21 protein-coding genes are annotated in these 18,205 nt (G+C 44.5%); 17 read left to right on the top strand and 4 right to left on the bottom strand.

The features are described 5' to 3' along the window. Positions 1-28: 28 nt before the first annotated feature. From trpD to MHB37_RS21615, 7 genes are read left to right on the top strand one after another with little or no spacing between them, the layout of a single operon-like run. On the top strand, positions 29-1,069 hold the full coding sequence (gene trpD, locus MHB37_RS21645) for an anthranilate phosphoribosyltransferase (protein WP_175617300.1): 1,041 nt from the start codon (positions 29-31) through the stop codon (positions 1,067-1,069). Further along, positions 1,059-1,889: an indole-3-glycerol phosphate synthase TrpC gene (gene trpC / locus MHB37_RS21640; protein WP_405168485.1), complete on the top strand. Its 831-nt coding sequence runs from the start codon at positions 1,059-1,061 to the stop codon at positions 1,887-1,889. Before trpD ends, trpC begins: the two co-directional genes overlap by 11 nt. After that, positions 1,882-2,559 carry a phosphoribosylanthranilate isomerase gene (locus MHB37_RS21635; RefSeq protein ID WP_076127514.1) on the top strand — a complete coding sequence of 226 codons (678 nt, stop codon included), beginning with the start codon at positions 1,882-1,884 and terminating at the stop codon, positions 2,557-2,559. The genes trpC and MHB37_RS21635 overlap by 8 nt, the downstream gene beginning before the upstream one ends. Continuing rightward, a complete protein-coding gene (gene trpB, locus MHB37_RS21630) occupies positions 2,556-3,755 on the top strand; it encodes a tryptophan synthase subunit beta (RefSeq protein ID WP_076127515.1) in 1,200 nt (399 codons plus the stop codon). Before MHB37_RS21635 ends, trpB begins: the two co-directional genes overlap by 4 nt. Next, positions 3,752-4,576 carry a tryptophan synthase subunit alpha gene (trpA, locus tag MHB37_RS21625; RefSeq protein WP_076127517.1) on the top strand — a complete coding sequence of 275 codons (825 nt, stop codon included), beginning with the start codon at positions 3,752-3,754 and terminating at the stop codon, positions 4,574-4,576. Before trpB ends, trpA begins: the two co-directional genes overlap by 4 nt. 60 nt (positions 4,577-4,636) lie before the next feature. Further along, complete coding sequence (gene hisC, locus MHB37_RS21620; RefSeq protein ID WP_076192316.1) at positions 4,637-5,734, top strand: histidinol-phosphate transaminase; 1,098 nt, start codon at positions 4,637-4,639, stop codon at positions 5,732-5,734. 46 nt (positions 5,735-5,780) lie between these two features. Further along, positions 5,781-6,875, top strand: a complete 1,095-nt coding sequence (locus MHB37_RS21615) for a prephenate dehydrogenase (protein ID WP_076302757.1) — start codon at positions 5,781-5,783, stop codon at positions 6,873-6,875. Positions 6,876-7,131: 256 nt separating this feature from the next. On the opposite strand, the gene MHB37_RS21610 is transcribed toward MHB37_RS21615, so the two are convergent. The 4 genes from MHB37_RS21610 to MHB37_RS21595 all read right to left on the bottom strand — a co-directional run bounded on the left by MHB37_RS21610 (position 7,132) and on the right by MHB37_RS21595 (position 10,743). Further along, positions 7,132-7,995, bottom strand: a complete 864-nt coding sequence (locus MHB37_RS21610) for an IS3 family transposase (protein WP_256715073.1) — start codon at positions 7,993-7,995, stop codon at positions 7,132-7,134. An 11-nt stretch (positions 7,996-8,006) separates the two neighbouring features. After that, positions 8,007-8,324 (bottom strand): transposase, encoded by a 318-nt coding sequence (locus tag MHB37_RS21605; protein ID WP_076305695.1) that lies wholly within the window; start codon positions 8,322-8,324, stop codon positions 8,007-8,009. A 330-nt stretch (positions 8,325-8,654) separates the two neighbouring features. Beyond that, positions 8,655-9,959, bottom strand: coding sequence for a CynX/NimT family MFS transporter (locus MHB37_RS21600; protein WP_405168484.1), 1,305 nt, complete (start codon positions 9,957-9,959; stop codon positions 8,655-8,657). A 217-nt stretch (positions 9,960-10,176) separates the two neighbouring features. Beyond that, positions 10,177-10,743 (bottom strand): helix-turn-helix domain-containing protein, encoded by a 567-nt coding sequence (locus MHB37_RS21595; RefSeq protein WP_038572428.1) that lies wholly within the window; start codon positions 10,741-10,743, stop codon positions 10,177-10,179. Positions 10,744-10,936: 193 nt separating this feature from the next. Between MHB37_RS21595 and MHB37_RS21590 the strand changes: the two genes are divergently transcribed. From MHB37_RS21590 to MHB37_RS21545, 10 genes are all read left to right on the top strand, one after another. Further along, positions 10,937-11,113 (top strand): hypothetical protein, encoded by a 177-nt coding sequence (locus MHB37_RS21590; protein ID WP_405168483.1) that lies wholly within the window; start codon positions 10,937-10,939, stop codon positions 11,111-11,113. 552 nt (positions 11,114-11,665) lie between these two features. Then, a complete protein-coding gene (locus MHB37_RS21585) occupies positions 11,666-12,253 on the top strand; it encodes an RNA polymerase sigma factor (RefSeq protein ID WP_036676255.1) in 588 nt (195 codons plus the stop codon). Positions 12,254-12,405: 152 nt separating this feature from the next. Continuing rightward, positions 12,406-12,852, top strand: a complete 447-nt coding sequence (locus MHB37_RS21580; RefSeq protein WP_051490909.1) for a hypothetical protein — start codon at positions 12,406-12,408, stop codon at positions 12,850-12,852. 178 nt (positions 12,853-13,030) lie between these two features. Further along, a complete protein-coding gene (locus MHB37_RS21575) occupies positions 13,031-13,618 on the top strand; it encodes a histidine phosphatase family protein (RefSeq protein WP_340951619.1) in 588 nt (195 codons plus the stop codon). An 89-nt stretch (positions 13,619-13,707) separates the two neighbouring features. Then, a complete protein-coding gene (locus MHB37_RS21570) occupies positions 13,708-14,793 on the top strand; it encodes a hypothetical protein (RefSeq protein ID WP_076127522.1) in 1,086 nt (361 codons plus the stop codon). 245 nt (positions 14,794-15,038) lie between these two features. Then, positions 15,039-15,218, top strand: coding sequence for an IDEAL domain-containing protein (locus tag MHB37_RS21565; protein ID WP_036676261.1), 180 nt, complete (start codon positions 15,039-15,041; stop codon positions 15,216-15,218). Positions 15,219-15,402: 184 nt separating this feature from the next. Continuing rightward, a complete protein-coding gene (locus MHB37_RS21560; protein WP_405168482.1) occupies positions 15,403-15,822 on the top strand; it encodes a DUF2487 family protein in 420 nt (139 codons plus the stop codon). 239 nt (positions 15,823-16,061) lie between these two features. Next, entirely contained in the window at positions 16,062-16,616 is a 555-nt protein-coding gene (locus tag MHB37_RS21555) for a ubiquinol-cytochrome c reductase iron-sulfur subunit (RefSeq protein ID WP_076127525.1), read from the top strand. A gap of 5 nt (positions 16,617-16,621) precedes the next feature. Then, positions 16,622-17,293: a menaquinol-cytochrome c reductase cytochrome b subunit gene (gene qcrB, locus MHB37_RS21550; RefSeq protein ID WP_036676266.1), complete on the top strand. Its 672-nt coding sequence runs from the start codon at positions 16,622-16,624 to the stop codon at positions 17,291-17,293. A 26-nt stretch (positions 17,294-17,319) separates the two neighbouring features. Further along, a complete protein-coding gene (locus MHB37_RS21545) occupies positions 17,320-18,192 on the top strand; it encodes a menaquinol-cytochrome c reductase cytochrome b/c subunit (protein WP_076127526.1) in 873 nt (290 codons plus the stop codon). Positions 18,193-18,205 lie beyond the last annotated feature (13 nt).

Genomic DNA, 18,205 nt, shown 5'->3' with positions numbered 1-18,205 from the left:
ATTACATTAAGGCTGGAGGATGAACATTATGGATGCAACAAAATTGATACAATCAGGAATCGCTGGACTAATCGAAGGCAAAAGTCTGACACGTGTAGAAGCACGGGATATAATGGGTGCAATCATGCTGGGAGAGGCTTCACAGGCGCAAATCGGATCACTGCTGACCGCTTTACGGATTAAGGGAGAGACCGTGGAGGAGATTACGGGGTTTGCGGAAGCCATGAGAGGTTTCGGCACACCTGTCCTTACTGAAAAAGCGCGTCTGCTAGATACATGTGGTACGGGCGGTTCCGGCATCCATAAGTTTAATATTTCTACCGCCTCAGCGATTATTTCATCAGCGGCTTCGGTACGAGTTGCCAAACATGGCAACCGCTCAGCTTCCGGTAGAGCAGGAAGTGCAGATGTACTTGAAGCTTTGGGCGTCAACATTCATCTGAATGCGGATCAGGCTCGGGAATGCTTGGATCGAATCGGCATTTGTTTTTTATTCGCGCAAATCTATCATCCTTCGATGCGGCATGCGGCGGCACCGCGTAAAGAGCTTGGAGTGCGGACGATTTTTAATATGCTTGGTCCGCTTACGAATCCCGCTGGTGCTGACCGTCAGCTGCTGGGGATTTATGATCGGAATAAGACAGAGACGGTGGCTAATGTACTGAAGGAGCTGGGGTCCAAGCGTGCGATGGTTGTTAGCAGCTTGGATGGTCTGGATGAAATCAGCATCTCGGCCCCTACATTAGTGTCTGAGCTAAAAGAGGGCATCGTAACCACGTATGAGGTAACGCCAGAGGCATTAGGTCTTAACAGACATCCACTGGAAGCTGTGCTGGGTGGAGATGCAGCTGAAAATGCGGCGATTATTACCTCGGTCCTTCAAGGGCAGATGAATCCTTATCGCGATATCGTTCTTGCTAACGCCGGAGCCTGTATATATGTTGCTGGTCTGGCAGATACCATGGCCGGAGGCGTAGAGAGAGCAAAAGATGTAGTGGATTCAGGCAAGGCACTATCCAAGCTTAATCAGCTTGTAGCTATGACGGAGGAACTTAATTATGTATCTTGATAAAATTGTCGCGACTAAGATTAAAGAGGTTGAACTGCTCAGTAAAAACTTTTCGCTGGCACAAGCAGAGCGTGATATTGCGCTTCTTCCGGCAACAAGAGGCTTTCGTAAGGCTCTGACCCAAGGGAAGAACAGAGATATGGGCTTGATCGCTGAGGTGAAGAAGGCTTCTCCTTCCAAAGGGTTGATCCGTGAAGATTTTGATCCTGTTTCCATTGCAAAAGGGTATGAAGCTGGAGGTGCAGATTGCTTATCTGTTCTGACGGACACAGAATATTTCCAGGGCAGCGCAGCTTATCTGCAGCAAGTGAAGGAAGCTGTAAATCTGCCGCTGCTTCGCAAAGATTTTATTATCGATGAGAAGCAGATCTACGAAGCACGTCTTCTCGGAGCGGATGCGGTGTTGTTGATCGTCGCTATTTTGACACCGGCACAACTGTCTCATTTTATAGATATAGCTTCAGAGCTTGGATTGGATATCTTGATTGAGGTGCATGACCAAAATGAACTGGCGGTTGTACTGAGCACAGAAAAGATAACCCAACCTAACGTTCTTCTTGGAATTAATAACCGTAATCTACGTACCTTTGAGACCTCTTTGGAGACAACAGCCGAGCTGGCAGCTCTTGTGCCGCAAGGTGTTCCAGTGATCAGCGAAAGCGGAATTTCCGGGTCAACAGACATCGGCTACCTAAGAACTACTGGTGCTCACGGAGTGCTCGTAGGGGAGTATCTAATGCGTCAAGCTAACGTAGAGGATGCGGTTAACGGTTTGCTCGGGGAGCTTCCTAACGGAAAGGACCGTGTCCGGCATGGCTGAGACATTAGTAAAAATCTGTGGACTTCAGGACGTTGAAGTGCTAAAATCTATGTTACACTTACCACTAGATTATATCGGATTTGTTTTTGCACCTAGCCGCCGGAAGGTGTCCATAGAGCGTGCTGCCGAACTGATTGCAGAGCTTCCAAATTGGAAGACTGGTCAAATCCCTAAGGCTGCCGGGGTTTTCGTTAATCCGAAGCTGGATGAGTTGAACGAATTGCTGTCTGTGGTGCATTTAGATGTAATTCAGCTTCATGGACAGGAGAGTCCAGCTTTTTGCCAGCAGGTTCGCCGAGCTTATCCACAGGTTCAGGTATGGAAGGCACTGTCCGTTGCGGATCAAGAGCGGGATAAAGCTGAAAATGAATATAGCTTGGAAGATTACGCAGCTGCAGTAGATGCGGTTTTATTAGATACTTATGATCCATTGCAGAGTGGCGGCTCCGGCCGAACGTTCGCTTGGAATAAATTACCTGCTTACCAAGAAATTGCAGTACAACATGACTTGCCCTTGTTTGTGGCTGGAGGGCTTCATTCAGATAATGTTGGTGAATTGCTTGATACCTATGCCCCGTATGGGGTAGACGTGTCGAGTGGAGTAGAGACTGACGGCATTAAGGATATTCAAAAAATGACAGCTTTTGTGGAAAGGGTGAAGCAATCATGATACAAGTACCGGACCAGCATGGACGTTTCGGTTCATTCGGAGGCCGCTTCGTGCCCGAGACTTTGATGAATGCATTGATTGAGTTGGAGGAGGCTTACCGTAAGTTTTCGGCAGATCCAGCTTTTCAGGAAGAAATAGATTATCTATTAAAGCAGTATTCCGGACGGGAGACCCCGCTGTATTATGCGGAGCGTCTGAGCAAACATCTGGGAGAAGCTAAAATATATCTGAAGCGTGAAGATTTGAATCATACAGGTGCCCATAAGATTAACAATGCGATTGGTCAAGGGATTCTGGCCAAAATGATGGGAAAAACGAAAGTAATCGCTGAGACGGGTGCGGGTCAACATGGTGTAGCCACAGCTACAGTTGCAGCTTTGCTAGGTATGGAATGTAAGGTGTTTATGGGGGAAGAGGATACACGTCGCCAGGCCCTTAACGTATTCCGGATGAAGCTGCTTGGTGCAGAAGTGATTCCCGTTACTTCCGGATCGCGTACTTTAAAAGATGCCGGCAACGAAGCGCTTCGCTACTGGGTTAGCAATGTAGATGATACCTTCTATATATTGGGTTCAGCTGTAGGACCGCATCCTTATCCGATGATGGTTCGTAACTTTCAGCGGGTTATTGGGGATGAAACACGGCGCCAGATTCTGGAGGCTGAAGGAAGGCTGCCGGATGTGCTCGTAGCTGCTGTAGGCGGTGGCAGTAATGCCATCGGTATGTTCTATCCATTTGTTGAGGATGAAAATGTCGGTATGATTGGTGTAGAGGCGGCTGGTAAAGGCATTGATACCCCTTTTCATGCGGCAACAATGAGTAAAGGAACTCATGGCGTATTCCAGGGATCGATGAGTTATCTCCTGCAGGATGAGCATGGACAAGTAACAGAAGCACATTCCATCTCCGCAGGCCTGGATTATCCTGGTGTAGGTCCTGAACACTCCTATCTAAAAGATATCGAACGCGCAAAATATGTCCCGATTACAGATGCAGAGGCGCTAGATGCACTGAAGCTGCTATGTGTAACGGAAGGCATTATTCCAGCGTTAGAATCGGCGCATGCGATAGCACATGTTGTAAAAATGGGTCCAACCCTTACTAAGGATGACATTGTTGTCATCTGCCTGTCAGGCCGGGGAGACAAAGACGTAGAATCCATTATGGCGTATACAGAAGGGAAGGGAACTGAATGACAACCCAAACTACAAACCGGATGGATTTGGTATTCCGGAAGCTAAAAGCTGAGAACCGGACCGCATTGATTCCTTTTCTGACTGTTGGAGATCCGGATTTGGAGACTACTCTTGCCATCATCACTGAACTGGAGACAGCAGGGGCAGATATTCTGGAGCTTGGAGTACCATACTCTGATCCGCTTGCAGATGGCCCTGTAATTCAGCGAGCATCTGCCCGGGCACTGCGGGGTGAAGTTCACCTGCGCACTTGCATGGAGACCGCGTTAAAGGCTCGTGAAGCCGGCAGCAGTTTGCCATTTATCTTGTTTTCTTATTACAATCCTATTCTGCAAATGGGTCTAGATACGTTTTTTGCTGATCTGAACAAACATGAAATTAGCGGACTTATTATCCCGGATCTTCCCGTTGAGGAATCAGCGGAGATGCGGCGCCGTAGTGATGAAGTTGGAGTCAACCTCATTCCTTTAGTTGCACCAACCTCAAGCGAACGTATTGCAAAGATTGTATCCGGTGCGAGCGGTTTTATCTATTGTGTATCTTCATTAGGGGTGACTGGAGAAAGATCCTCTTTCCATGCGGATGTAGAAGCCTTTATTGATTCCGTTCGTCAAGCTACGGATCTGCCAGTGGCTGTAGGATTTGGGATCTCTACTGGCGAACAGGTTGCCCGTTTTGCTCAGATTTGCGATGGTGTTGTAGTAGGGAGTGCCATTGTCCGCAAAATAGAAGAGGTAATTCCGTTGCTCGATCATCCTGCTACGCGGAATGAGGGACTGTTGCAAATTCGAGAATTTGTGGCACAATTAAAAAGACCATAACAGTGTCATTCTGACCTGTGTATAGTGGAGTAATCAACTATGGAGAGCGAGGACTATTGTATGAATCCAAAACCGAATATAGTTAATCTCCCTGTCTACAAACCAGGGAAACCTATAGACGAAGTCAAGAAGGAGCTTGGCTTAAGTGAGGTTATTAAGCTTGCATCCAATGAGAACCCGTATGGAGCTTCACCGAGTGCAAAAGAAGCAATTCTAGCAGAACTTGAGAATCTTTATCTTTATCCGGACGGCTCAGCCGTTGAATTGACTTCAGCACTTTCCAGCCGTCTTGGCGTGAATAACGACAATATTATTTTTGGCTGTGGCTCAGATGAGATTATTGCACTTATTGCTCGTGCCTTTTTCTTACCGGGTGATGAGACAATCATGGCGGACCAAACCTTCTCCGTGTATAAGAGTAACGCAGACATTGAAAGTGCGGTATCTATTGAGGTGCCGCTTGTAAAAGGTACACATGATCTGGATGGGATGCTGGCTCGTATAACGGACCGCACTAAGGTTATCTGGATCTGTAATCCGAATAACCCAACAGGTACGATTGTTCCAGAGGAAGCTTTGGTTTCTTTCCTGGATGCTGTGCCTTCCAATGTAATGGTTGTCCTTGATGAGGCATACTGTGAATATGTAACAGATCTTTCATACTCCAATGGTATCCAGTTACTGACTCGTTACAAGAATCTGGTTGTGCTTCGCACATTCTCCAAAATTTATGGCTTAGCTGCATTGCGTATTGGATACGGTGTTGCGAGTCCTGAGATCATTTCGTTGATCAACAAGGTACGTGAGCCTTTTAATACCTCACGACTTGCTCAAGCTGCAGCTCTTGCTGCTTTGAATGATCAAGATTACGTACAGGAATGCCGTCGTCTTAATAGCGCGGGTATTGTCCAATTGCAAGGTGAATTCAAACGTCTGGGTCTAGAATCCTTCCCGGCACACGGGAACTTCATCATGGTAGATGTTCGTAAGCCTGCTACAGAGGTCTTTGATGCTTTGATGCGTAAAGGAATCATCGTAAGAGCGGGTCATCAGGTTTATCCGACTTATATTCGGGTTACTGTGGGCTCGGCTGAGCAGAATACAGCTTTTATCACCGCGCTGGAACAAACTCTTTTAGAGAGTGGAGTACGCGCTTAGTAATAACAGCAAGTCAAGACTAAAGAAGGCAGGTAGTTCAAAGAACATGACGACAAAAATAGCAATATTCGGTGTCGGTCTGATCGGAGGCTCACTGGCCCTTTGCTTTAAAGGCAAGGAGGGCCTGACCGTCGTTGGCCATGCCCACCGTCCTGAATCCGCGAGTAAGTATATTAGCAGAGGTGTGGTCGATAGTGCCACATTGTCTGTGGAGGAAGCGGCAATCGATGCCGATTTCATTTTTTTATGTGTGCCGGTGGGTATGCTAGAGGATTATTTGCAGCAGTTAAGCAAATTGCCGCTCAAGCCCGGCTGCATCATTACAGATGTTGGAAGTACGAAAGCTAGTATTGCCGCATGCGCGGTCTCTTTGGATATTCCTGGAGTACATTTTATCGGCGGTCACCCTATGGCAGGATCAGAGCGTTCAGGTGTTGAGGCAGCTTCATCGCTGTTGTTTGAGAATGCCTATTACGTATTAACGCCTCCACCGGGAGTGCCAGACGAGGCTTATCATGCGTTGGAGTCCTTACTCCACCTTACTAGAGCGCAGATTGTACGCCTTAATCCAGAACGTCATGATGAGATTGTAGGCGCCATTAGTCATTTGCCACATATTATTGCCGTTGCGCTGGTAAATCAGATTAAAGCTTATGATGATACTGACTCCTTGTTTAGTACGTTAGCTGCAGGGGGCTTTCGGGATATTACAAGAATTGCGTCCAGTGATCCAATTATTTGGCGTGATATCTTGTTAAACAATCGTTCAGTGATGCTTCGTTTGTTGAAGGATTGGAACGAGGAAGTTTCTTCTTTTGTTCGTTTGCTGGAAAGTGAAGATGGTGTAGGGATTGAAGAGGCATTTCATGAAGCCAATGGCTTCCGTAGTCAGTTGCCTGAACGGCGTAAAGGTATGATAGCACCTTTATTTGACCTACATATTGATGTACCGGATCATCCGGGGATTATCGGTCGTATTGCTACAGAGCTGGGGGATCAAGGAATTAACCTTAGCAACGTACAAATTATCGAAAGCCGTGAAGATGTTCCGGGGATTATGCGTCTCTCTTTCCGTCAGGAGAACGATATGGAGCGGGCGAAGATCCTGTTGCAGCATCATGATTATACGGTATACGTGTAGTATTAAGGTTAGTTCGGGTTCATTTTTAAATCATAAAAAACAGTAAAATAGCGATTCTCATGTGAATAGAGAATCGCTATTTTTTTGTTTTTTGGGTTATTGGTTGCTTATTTCAACATGCCGTCAGTATCGTCATCGGCATCGGTACCACCATAAGTACCAGTATAAGTACCAGTATAAGTACCAGTATAAGTACCAGTATAAGTACCACCTAGTACTTACGGACCCTGTGGACCTCTGTCAAGAAAGTGGACAGTCACGCAACAGACATTCTAGTCAATTGCTCAGCAAAACGAACTGGAGAAAGATACCCCAGCGCGCCATGCATTCGCTTGCGGTTATAGTAAAACTCAATATATTGAAAAAGTGTCTGGTAGGCTTGCTCCTTAGTTTTGAATCGCGGATTACAATAAATGAGCTCCTTTTTCAAAATGCTGTGCCACGACTCGATACAGGCGTTATCATAACAGTTACCTCTGCGGCTCATGCTGGACTCCATGCCATACGCTTTCAACTGCTTCGTGTATTCATGAGAAGTATATTGAGAACCTCTATCGGAGTGATGTAATAGACCCTTTTCCGGTTGTTTAGCTTCGTAAGCATCTTGTAAAGCGCCCGAAATCAAGCTAGTTTCCATATGGTTCTCCAAGCGCCACCCCACGATTTCGCGCGTGCAAAGGTCCATCACACTTGCCAGGTACAAGCGCCCTCCCCGGCAAGGAATGTAAGTAATGTCGGTAACCCATACTGAATTGGGTTTGAGTATTTTAAATTGCTGGTTCAGCGTATTCGGGGCAATCGGATGGTCATGATTGGAGTCGGTGGTCTGTACGCGATACGTTTTGGAGACAATGGAGCGAAGCTTCATATGTCGCATGTACACACTCACCGTGCGTTCGGTAACGGTATAACCTTCTTGATGTAACAGGCGGGTGATCTTCGGACTCCCATACCGCTTTTGATGGTCTGCAAAATGATACTGAATTCGCTTCATTATCGCAGCCTTACGAAGCATATGCGTACTGGTTTTTTCTGTCCGCCACTTGTAGTACCCGCTCCGTGACACATGTAGGGTCATGCACATCTTCTCCAAGAGAAACTCGGAGCGATGTTTTTCAATAAACTGGAATCTCAGTTCCTTGGTTTGCTGAAGATGTGCACTGCTTTTTTTACGATCGCTAATTCCTCTTCCACATCGGCAATCTTGTTATCTTTTTCTTGAAGTTGCCGACGCATCTCCTTCAACTGTGCCTCGAGTTCCCGTACTCGATCCACGCTAGCTGCCGGTTCATTCTTTAGTTCTCGATACTGGCTCATCCATTGATGCAGGGTACTTTTTGGGATGTTGAGCTCTTCCGCCAAGTCGCCCACTGTCTTTGTTTGCTCTTGAATGAACTGCACTGTCTGTTTTTTAAATTCTTCGTTATACCGTTGTCGATGTTCTCCCATGTGAACACACCTCCGTGGACTCATTATCGCCAGTCTGTTAACTACTGTCCACTTTTTATTCTAGCTTCACTAATGACGTTATTTGCTCGTTTTTTGCCTTTGAAGCAGTCTTTCGGACTCCACAGACGCTATTTCACATAAAGAGGCTTATATTGGGTGTTTTTCGTGCCAATAGCTACTATGCGGTCCGTTAGCATCCCAAATGCGGATTAATGCTGCATTTAAGGTCAACTGTGTCCGATAGCGTCTTCGTACAAGCTAAATGTTTTTTGATCAACGAAGCAAAGAAAGGAGTGCCGCAAAATGCTTCCGGATTAATACCCGCAGACTCTAATTTAGGTTTGGTTTGTTGCAACTGTTCCCCAACTCGCTTTCTTCATTTCGATCAGTATTTCTTCCAAGAAATTCTCTGGTACTTGAGTTTGTTTCTTCGTAACTAGCTTGGCTACCTACAAAACGATTTCTTGCTGCTCCTAGACCGACAATAAAGAGTAAGACCGAAGCGCCAAGCAGTATGAATAGTGGCAGGTTCCAACTATTTGTGGTGTCATGCAGATATCCTATAAGGGCAGGACCGATTGCGGCAAGCAGATATCCGATCGATTGCGCCATACCAGACAGTTCCGCTGCTTGATGCGCATTTTTAGTACGCAAACCGAAAAACATCATGGACAAGCTAAAGGCACAGCCTCCACCAATTCCGAGTATGATGATCCACAACAGAATGATGTTGGAGCTTCCGTAAAGCAGTCCGAGCGTTCCCGTCAAAAGCAAAATGGTTGTAATGAACACTAACGAACGTTGATTTGACATTCGCCCTGCAATAACGGGGACAATAAAGGTAAATGGAAGCAGTGCTAACTGCATTATTGAGAGGTACCATCCTGATTGGCTTGAGTCAATGCCTTGCTGTTTTAAAATTTCAGGCAACCATGCGATCAGCACATAGAAAATCATAGACTGCATCCCCATAAACAAGGTTACTTGCCAGGCAAGAGGGGAACGCCAAACATTCACATCATTGCTGGTCATCTGTTGACTCGTCGAGGCTGTTTGCTTCGTACGCTTCCTTAATTGAGGCAACCAGCAGAGGATCGATACAAAGCTTAGGATCCCCCAAATTCCCAATGCACCCTGCCATTTTAAACCTGCGTTTGCAGCTAGCGGTACACTGATTCCCGAGGCGATCGCTCCAGATAAACTCATTGAAATTGCAAATACACCAGTCATGGCACCGATTTTATTAGGGAAATCACGTTTGATTAAACTTGGCATTAATACATTACAAACGGCAATTGCAAATCCAAGAATTGCAGTTCCAATATACAGATTTGCAGCCCCAGATAAAGAACGTATTACAATTCCAACAGTCAAAAAGATCAGGGCAAACAAAATTAAAAGTTCAACTCCATACCTACGTCCTAGTTTTGGTACTAGAGGCGATAATAAAGCAAAGGTAAGTAAAGGTACCGTTGTGATCAAGCCTGCTAAAGTATTGGAAATATGAACGTCATCCCTTATGAGACCCACTAAAGGACCGACCGAGGTTAAGGGAGCACGTAAATTTGCGGCAATAATAATAATGCCGAGTAGTAGCAGCCCTAAAGATGATGGTACGAATTTTTTATTCGGCATTCTTCATTTTCCCTCCCAGAATTAATGCGTACTAATATCCGCGCGGACAATGAAAGTATAGTATAGTATATTAAATTTAACAATAAGTATTTTAAAGTTTACTTTATTGAGATAGTTCTATAACTTGAAATGCTTATATTAGATAAAAAAATACAACTCAGAGTTTCCATTTAGAATGGAATACTGAGTTGCATGTAATAGGTGAAATTTTCGACTTTTAGAAACCATATTTTAAGGAGATATGGAGCACTGTTTCGCTATTCGTATGATTGGTATAAGAGTGAGGGCGATCTGCACGAAAACTGATCGTATCATATTGATTTAATGTGTACATTTCTCCATCGACTCGTATTTCAATGGAACCAGTCATTACTGTCGCAATTTCAGTTGTATTCACATGATGACCTTCAGGGTGATACGAACTATTTGGCTGTAAGTAAGCCCGACACATTTCAATATCGTTGCTTACATTTTTAAAGACGGGTTCTATGATCCAATTCTTTTGATCATTAGAAAACCGAAGACCTTCGCCTGCTCGATACAAACTAACAGGGTCTTCAGATTTGAACAAAGCTAATAGGGGCAAAGATATGCCTTTTGAAATTTTCCATATTATCGCCAAAGTTGGATTTGTCTCGCCACGTTCGATATTCCCCAGAGTAAGTTTACTTACGCCCGTTAATTCCGCTAAGTCGTCTAAGCTCATGTTTTTTTCTTTTCTGTACTTTTTCAAGGCACCGCCGATTTGTAGTACCAGTTGTTTTGATTCATCGATTTCATCCATTTCAAATTCACCTCAACAAATAACTTTATAGCTAGTATATTGTTTATCCTGACTCTTTTCCATACGATTAGGATTAGAGGGTGGATTACACACGCAGCTATGCAAATGACGTCTATGTAACGAACCTGCCCGTAGGCTTATCACCTTCCCCGGTTTAATCCTTTATTTTTGCAAAAGGAGGGATACCAATGGGGTGAGCGCAGAGGAGTCTATATTTGTAGGTGATCATCCAATGAATGACGTACAAGAGAGCCGTAACGCAGGGCTGCAAGACATTTGGAAATGTAATGAGCATATCCCTCTTCAAGTGGACGTAGACGGGGTAATAGATAATTGTGGGGATTTGTGGAAGCTAATTCGCTCGCTATAGTAAAATAATCTAATATAGATCATCTAAAAAAAGGTAGAGCGCTTTCAGGACAAAAAAAGACCGCTTACAAAGTAAGCGGCTACAGTTCACAATAAATTGGAACCGTTAAGTATTGGATAGGAGTGGAGAGAAACCATACTGTACTTTTATTATATGTATACGTTTACATTTTGTCAACAGTTTTTAAAAATTGATAAATGTGTTATTTTTAAAGCCGGATTCTAAGTCAGAAATCCAATGTCGGGTCTTGCTGGCGAGTCGACCTATCTAAAGTCTATTAATGTCATCCTATGAGAATATGTGGTACAATAGAGCAGGTATGTTTCTAGATTCGTTTCTATATTTATGTAAAATTAGAAGTATGCCTTATTTCTTTTTGTCTTCTTCATATACATCATGCCTTAATTATCGGGTAGTTGAATATACATAGGTGTATTTCATAAAAAAACTAAAAATTTGCAGTAACACCGCAACTTTTAAAGCCCAAACCGGTATAATAAGTACGGACCGGATGGGAAAAGACGTGCAAGGGCGAGGAGGGCCAATCTCACCATGACGGATTCCCAGTTGATCCAGCAAATCAAACAAGGAAACACGGAATTATATTCAGAATTAATGCGTCGTTATCAACGTAAAATACTAGCATTTGTATATCATATGCTTAGAAATTCACATATGGAGCTTATCGCAGAGGACCTTTGTTCGGAGACCTTCTACAAGGCATTTCGTAGCTTGCATTCCTTTCGAGAGGTAGATGCTTCATTCTCAACATGGCTGTACACTATCGCCCGCAACACTGTTCTAAGTGAGCTTCGCAAGAACCGTGCCGGTAATGTATCTCTGGAAGAGAGTGGATATACACCAGTAGCACCGTTTGAAGTTGCACCCGAGCAGGCTGCATTGCGCAATGAACGGATGAATTTGGTCCGTGAGGCGATAAATAATCTTCCCGAAAAACAACGCTCTGCACTTATCCTACGTGAATATGATCAAATGGACTATCAAGAAATCGCAGAAATTTTAGATCAGAGTGTAAGCTCAGTGAAATCATTATTGTTTCGTGCCAGGAGTAGTGTGAAGCTTCAACTCGAATCCTATTTCAATGAGCCTGAAGTTGAAGAGCAGGTTGAGAGGGTGTAAGGCGAATGAATTGCAGGGAAGCGCAAGAATGTATTCCGCTCTTGTGGGACGCTCCCCCCACACATCCTAGGCGGATTTTACTTGAAAGACATATTGAAACTTGTCCTTACTGCGCTGCAGAATGGGCTCTATGGCAAGAGAGCAGCCTGCTTATGCAAGATTTGAGGGAAGAGATCAGTGAAGAGCGTGCTGAAGCCATAAATGTTAAGGTCATGGAGCGGATTTATTTAGAGAGTCCATGGTTGATGCCCGGTGACGGGAAATCTGCTGGGACCTCTGCTATTGTTCGCCATCGGCTTAGCTTATGGATCGCATGCTTTCTGGCAATATTTCTGTCCAGCGTTCTTTATTTTACGATGTTCAGAACTCCAGGTGATGCAGTTGTTGCTCAGAGTGGAATTGTGGAGACAGGTGTCGCTGGATCCTCGATGGAATGGCAATCAACGTATCCAATTTTGGGCTCTGAAGGTGGGATCATTGAACCCCTTGTAGTAAGTATGGGACCCACTCATCCTCAATACTGGATGATGTTATCAATGTTAGGTGTAGGCTTTGCAGTATTTTCATTAACTAGGCTGAATCGTTATCGCCGATCATAGAGGGTTATTAGACGTATGTCTTTGCTTCCGTTGTTTATAATATTCAGAACATTGAATGAGTCCCTTTACTTAATGTAATGAGGGGCTTTTTGCATTGTAAAACTCATAAAAAGAAGACTTTTTATTTCATCCATGTTACATTAAGAGACAAATACTTTGCTGAAAAGGGGGAGGCAACATGCTAATCGGCTTGATACGCCATGGATTGACGGACTGGAACGCGGTAGGGAAAATACAGGGACAAAGTGATATTCCACTTAATGATGAAGGACGGATGCAAGCTGCAATGCTTGCTGACCGCTTATTACAGGAACCGTACAGCTGGGACTGCTGCGTTACTAGTAATCTTTCCCGCGCTGCTGAGACCGGTAAGATTATTGCTGACAAGTTAGGGATTCCGCTATTAGAACCTGATCAGCGTATCCGGGAACGTGCTTATGGGCAGGTAGAAGGGCTTACTGCCGTAGAACGTGAAGAGAAGTGGGGGAAGGAATGGAGCCAGCTCTCCCTCGGTCAAGAAACCGACGAACAGCTTCAGGCTCGGGCTCTTGCTTTTATGGAAGATATTTCTGCATTGCATCCCAATCGGAATATACTCGTCATATCCCATGGAGGATTTCTTGCTCAGCTGTATACTGCTCTTTACAAGGATAAGTATTCTGAACGAATTGGCAATCTATCCTTGACGATTCTGGAGAAGAAAGAGCGGGAATGGAACCCTATTTTATATAATTGTACTCGCCATATCCTGCAAAATCAGCATTAACCCGGGCTTCGGGTTATTTTTTTTGCAATAAAGGGAATAAAATAGGCAGTATTCCCCATAATGGTAGTAAAACGGTGAGGCGATAAAACATGAATCTGGCGGATATGCTTACTTATGCAGATATTGGACAGCTGACCGCCATAGCGGGCCGCTACCGGTGTGAATGCAAACAGAATTCCAAACACGACTTGATCCAAAGTATTTTGATTATGCTTGGAAGCAGAAGTTTTATGGAGTCTCATATCCGGGAATGCACTCCGGAGGATTTAAGGTTTTTGAATACATTGCTTTTTGATGAACGCACCTACTTTAGTCTTGAGGATTTGTTGGCTGTGGCAAGGCAAGCGTCTTTTGATGCACCTGAAGGAAAAACTGGAGGTTTCCGGGAGATGGTCTCTCGCTTCAAGAGTGGAGGCTGGCTCTTTAGTGGTTCCTCACAGCAGACCAGATATTTGTACCAGGTACCCAAAGATTTAAAAGAGCGTTTTCGGGAGACGATGAGTGCGCATATCAAAGAGAGCATCGCAACTAGCCCTGAACCTGTGATGTATCGCAGTGAAGGAGAATTAATGATCAGTGATCTGGTAATGCTGCTGAGATATATTAAGGACAATGAGCCAGAACTGAATCAGGAAGGGGCAATGTATAGGCGTTATCAGCAAGGTGTGATGAACGCGCTTCATATTCCGGAGGAGCTTCTTAGCAAAGGCGGTTGGAGGTTTGGTTATGGGAGAGCTTGTGAGCATTATCCTCCAAGATTTGCGCTTTTGTATGACTATATTCGTCACCGCCGCTGGATCTCTGAGGAAGGCTTCCGGCTAAGGCTTACTGCGACCGGTGAGGCTGTGTTAAACGATGGAAAATGTGATTCGTTGATGCAGATATTCTCTTTTTGGTTAAGACTATATAAAGGGGCTGTGCCAAATCTACCTTCACTTGTGTATTGGATAAGCATCAGCGCCGGTAATTGGGTGACAGTACCTTCTTTAGTGGATGGTGTGGGGTGGCTAATTAAACCGTTTTATTATGACAGTGCTGCTTCTATTCTAGAGCAACGTATAATACGGATGATGGTGCACCTAGGGATGCTTAAATTGGGCGAGACTTCTGGTGGACTCGCTGTGATGATGACGCCATGGGGGATAGAGACAGCCGTGCCTAAGTATCTTCGGTAGAGGTGCGTGTGCGAAATGCTTATGGGGATTACATACGCAGATGTAGGAATCCGTTATTGTTGCTGATGGGTACAATAGAGGAAGTATTGAGCGGAATGGGCAAATATGTAGAACGAAGACAGGATTGATGAATATGCTTTAGTAGGTGCCGATTCTCTTGAAACCGAAAACATAATCATCTTGATGGATATCAAAATATCAAATAACAAGAAAAAAGGATCTCTTAAACAGCGGAGGTGTATCGAATGGACAAAATGAAGGCTACGTATGAAGTGATGCTAGGACTTGCGGCAGAAATGGTGTGGGATGAAGCGCTGCGAAAGCGTCGCTCCGACATCTTGCACCGTGAGATTGACACGGCGCTGGCTACCGGAGATGAGATGGCTTTCCGAAATCTTACTGAGGAACTTAAAAGTTTGGCATAAAGAAATGCGCTAAGCGCATTTCTTTTTTTGCTTATAATCTACTCAATTTGCTTAATCGAACGAAAATATAAAATCTAAATCTGGACGTTCCTCCTCCTCCTTCAATATAATGGGTTCTATAACTTCAGGAAGCTTTGCGAAAGAACGGAAAAATTAACAATTATACATAGGGAGATGAATGGGAATGAAATTCAGCGATTTTGAAGTGGACACTTGGGAAGAAAATCAAAAATTCTATGATACATGTCTCATACCTTTTACAGGATTAAGTGGACTTGAGAGTCCTCCTGAGACCGTTCAGGCACTCGAAAGATTACGTAATTTCATGGATATGGTGGAAATACCGTTCAAAGGGCGGATCGTGACTTACCCAGCCATTCAGTACGCTGGAGAGGGCTATGTGAATTTAATTAATGAGATTTGCCAAAAAGTCAAATCCAGTGGTTTCCAGCATGTAGTGGTGTTGACAGCGGATGTACCTCTCCAAGAAGGCCAAATCTATGAAAGCGATTTAGTTCTCTCTCTGCCTATCATTGAGGCTTCTCAAGAAGGGAGGAATAACAGTGAAATTAGTATGAAAATTCAAGACATGTGGCGGGGATGAACTCCTTATAAATGTGACAGAAAATCAACAATTATAGGTTGAAACCGCTTTTTAGCCTGTCACAAATTAGACAATATTCTTGACGGGTTTTGGAGCCTAAGCTATTATTAGGTTGAATCCAAATGGTATGTGATGTATTTCATTGAAAAGATTTGAAAACGGATTATTTATATTGAGACATCTCTGATCGGACACCACAGATACTTTCTTATATCTTGAGAAGGGGGTTATATAACAGTATGAGCAGCCATAATGAACAACAGGAGACATGGCCTGAACAACCACCCAGCCGTAAAGAGATGTCGCGCAGGCAATTTTTGACCTACACGCTTGGTGGCGCCACTGCTTTTATGGGGGCGGGTACAATTCTCCCCATGGTCCGTTTTGTCGTGGATCCGATATTACATAAGAAGGGTGCTGGAGATTTTATCAAGGTTGCTGAGATAAGCAAAATCACCGAAGAGCCCCAGGAATTTACTTTTGAATTGAAACAGAAGGACGGATGGTACGACAGTACAGCGACACTCACTGCGTGGATCCGGAAAGACGCGAAGGGTGATATTTATGCGCTTTCACCGATTTGTAAACATTTGGGATGTACGGTCGGGTGGAACAACGATAAAGCTCATCCGGACGAATATCACTGCCCTTGCCATGGTGCACGTTATACAAAGCTTGGCAAAAATCTCGAAGTTGCTCCTAAGCCGCTTGACCAGTATAAAACGAAATTCGATAACGGGTGGGTGCTTTTGGGAGACATTGTGCCAAATACAGTAGCTCGTGAGGAGGCGTAGTTCTGATGTTTAAAAATGTCTATAACTGGATTGACGAACGTCTGGATGTTACGCCGATTTGGAGAGACGTGGCCGATCACGAGGTTCCTGAGCATGTTAATCCGGCCCATCATTTCTCTGCGTTCGTGTATTGCTTTGGCGGACTGACCTTTTTTATTACAGTCATACAGATTTTATCAGGTATGTTCTTAACGATGTATTATGTTCCGGACATTATTAATGCTTATGCTAGTGTTGAGTATTTGCAGACAAGTGTTGCATTTGGACAGATTGTCCGCGGGATGCATCACTGGGGCGCAAGTCTAGTAATTGTTATGATGTTCCTTCATACAATGCGTGTCTTCTTTACAGGCTCTTACAAAGCGCCGCGCGAGATGAACTGGGTAGTTGGAATGCTGATTTTCTTCGTAATGTTGGGACTTGGTTTAACAGGTTACTTGTTGCCTTGGGATAATAAAGCTTATTTCGCAACAAAGGTAACTCTTGAAATTGCCAATTCTGTTCCAGTGATGGGGCCGGTGCTGAAGGAACTGATGCAAGGTGGAACGATTGTTGGTGCCGAAACCTTAACTCGTTTTTTCGCACTACATGTATTCTTCCTCCCAGCGGTGCTTCTTAGTCTGCTCGTAGGACACTTTATTATGATCCGCAGACAAGGGATTTCCGGACCGTTGTAAGTTAATCTGAGAGAGGAGGAATACGGATGGCGCATGGAAACAATTCTAAGGAAAAGGTTGTATATGTCGGTGATTCCAGAGTTCGCAGAGGGAACGGATTTATCACACCTCCGGACTACACGGCTTACCCCGGCAAATCGGAAGCCTTTATCCCTAACTTTCTACTGAAGGAATGGATGGTCGGAGTCGTTGTACTTGTAGGAATATTAGTACTTACTATTTCAGAGCCAGCTCCGCTAGGGTTTCCAGCAAATGCTAGTGCTACGGTTATCCCGATTCCTGACTGGTATTTCTTGTTCCTCTATCAGTATTTGAAGCTCCCATATGCTTCGGGCGATTATATCGTTCTGGGTACACTAGGAGTTACTGGTGTAGCTTTTGGTTCACTTCTGTTGGCTCCTTTTCTGGATACGGGTAGAGAGCGTCGCTTTTACCGTAGGCCGATTGCTTCATCTTTAATGTTCTTGTCACTTGCAGCAATTGTTTATTTGACCAATACAGCCTGGACTGAATACAAACATGAAATGGCTGAAACGGATCAGATTCCTGAAGATGTTCAAAGGGAAGAAAAGGCGGCGGAGAACAGGGCTAAGGGTCTTCCGACCTCCAGTGCCGTTAAGCCAAAAGAAGTAGCGATTGTGGACAAGGATGATCCTGCTATGGGGCTCTTCAAGCAAGCCACTTGTATCTCCTGTCACGCAGCGGATTTGAAAGGGGCGGGCGGTCCTTCACTTCGTGGAGTTGGAGACACCCATGACAAAGAAGCAATCCTTACTATTATAAAAGAGGGTCAAGGGCAGATGCCAAAAATGTACGATACCGCTTTGGGAGCAGGTCTATCAGAAGCGGATATTGATACCTTGGCCGGCTGGCTTGCCAAACAAAAAAGCGAACAGTAAAATAATGATAACG

Source organism: Paenibacillus sp. FSL H3-0286, from assembly GCF_045040705.1.
Classification (GTDB): domain Bacteria; phylum Bacillota; class Bacilli; order Paenibacillales; family Paenibacillaceae; genus Paenibacillus_AQ; species Paenibacillus_AQ odorifer.
Note: the sequence above shows the minus strand (reverse complement) of the source record. Positions and strands in the feature narration are given on the sequence as shown.

Coding starts and splice junctions, on each gene's coding strand:
- MHB37_RS21545 (WP_076127526.1), top strand. CDS start 17,320: ATGGCGCATGGAAACAATTCTAAGGAAAAGGTTGTATATGTCGGTGAT.
- trpC (WP_405168485.1), top strand. CDS start 1,059: ATGTATCTTGATAAAATTGTCGCGACTAAGATTAAAGAGGTTGAACTG.
- MHB37_RS21600 (WP_405168484.1), bottom strand. CDS start 9,959: ATGCCGAATAAAAAATTCGTACCATCATCTTTAGGGCTGCTACTACTC.
- MHB37_RS21565 (WP_036676261.1), top strand. CDS start 15,039: ATGGACAAAATGAAGGCTACGTATGAAGTGATGCTAGGACTTGCGGCA.
- trpD (WP_175617300.1), top strand. CDS start 29: ATGGATGCAACAAAATTGATACAATCAGGAATCGCTGGACTAATCGAA.
- MHB37_RS21555 (WP_076127525.1), top strand. CDS start 16,062: ATGAGCAGCCATAATGAACAACAGGAGACATGGCCTGAACAACCACCC.
- MHB37_RS21580 (WP_051490909.1), top strand. CDS start 12,406: ATGCAAGATTTGAGGGAAGAGATCAGTGAAGAGCGTGCTGAAGCCATA.
- MHB37_RS21605 (WP_076305695.1), bottom strand. CDS start 8,324: ATGGGAGAACATCGACAACGGTATAACGAAGAATTTAAAAAACAGACA.
- MHB37_RS21560 (WP_405168482.1), top strand. CDS start 15,403: ATGAAATTCAGCGATTTTGAAGTGGACACTTGGGAAGAAAATCAAAAA.
- trpB (WP_076127515.1), top strand. CDS start 2,556: ATGATACAAGTACCGGACCAGCATGGACGTTTCGGTTCATTCGGAGGC.
- MHB37_RS21575 (WP_340951619.1), top strand. CDS start 13,031: ATGCTAATCGGCTTGATACGCCATGGATTGACGGACTGGAACGCGGTA.
- qcrB (WP_036676266.1), top strand. CDS start 16,622: ATGTTTAAAAATGTCTATAACTGGATTGACGAACGTCTGGATGTTACG.
- MHB37_RS21570 (WP_076127522.1), top strand. CDS start 13,708: ATGAATCTGGCGGATATGCTTACTTATGCAGATATTGGACAGCTGACC.
- MHB37_RS21595 (WP_038572428.1), bottom strand. CDS start 10,743: ATGGATGAAATCGATGAATCAAAACAACTGGTACTACAAATCGGCGGT.
- MHB37_RS21635 (WP_076127514.1), top strand. CDS start 1,882: ATGGCTGAGACATTAGTAAAAATCTGTGGACTTCAGGACGTTGAAGTG.
- MHB37_RS21615 (WP_076302757.1), top strand. CDS start 5,781: ATGACGACAAAAATAGCAATATTCGGTGTCGGTCTGATCGGAGGCTCA.
- trpA (WP_076127517.1), top strand. CDS start 3,752: ATGACAACCCAAACTACAAACCGGATGGATTTGGTATTCCGGAAGCTA.
- MHB37_RS21585 (WP_036676255.1), top strand. CDS start 11,666: ATGACGGATTCCCAGTTGATCCAGCAAATCAAACAAGGAAACACGGAA.
- hisC (WP_076192316.1), top strand. CDS start 4,637: ATGAATCCAAAACCGAATATAGTTAATCTCCCTGTCTACAAACCAGGG.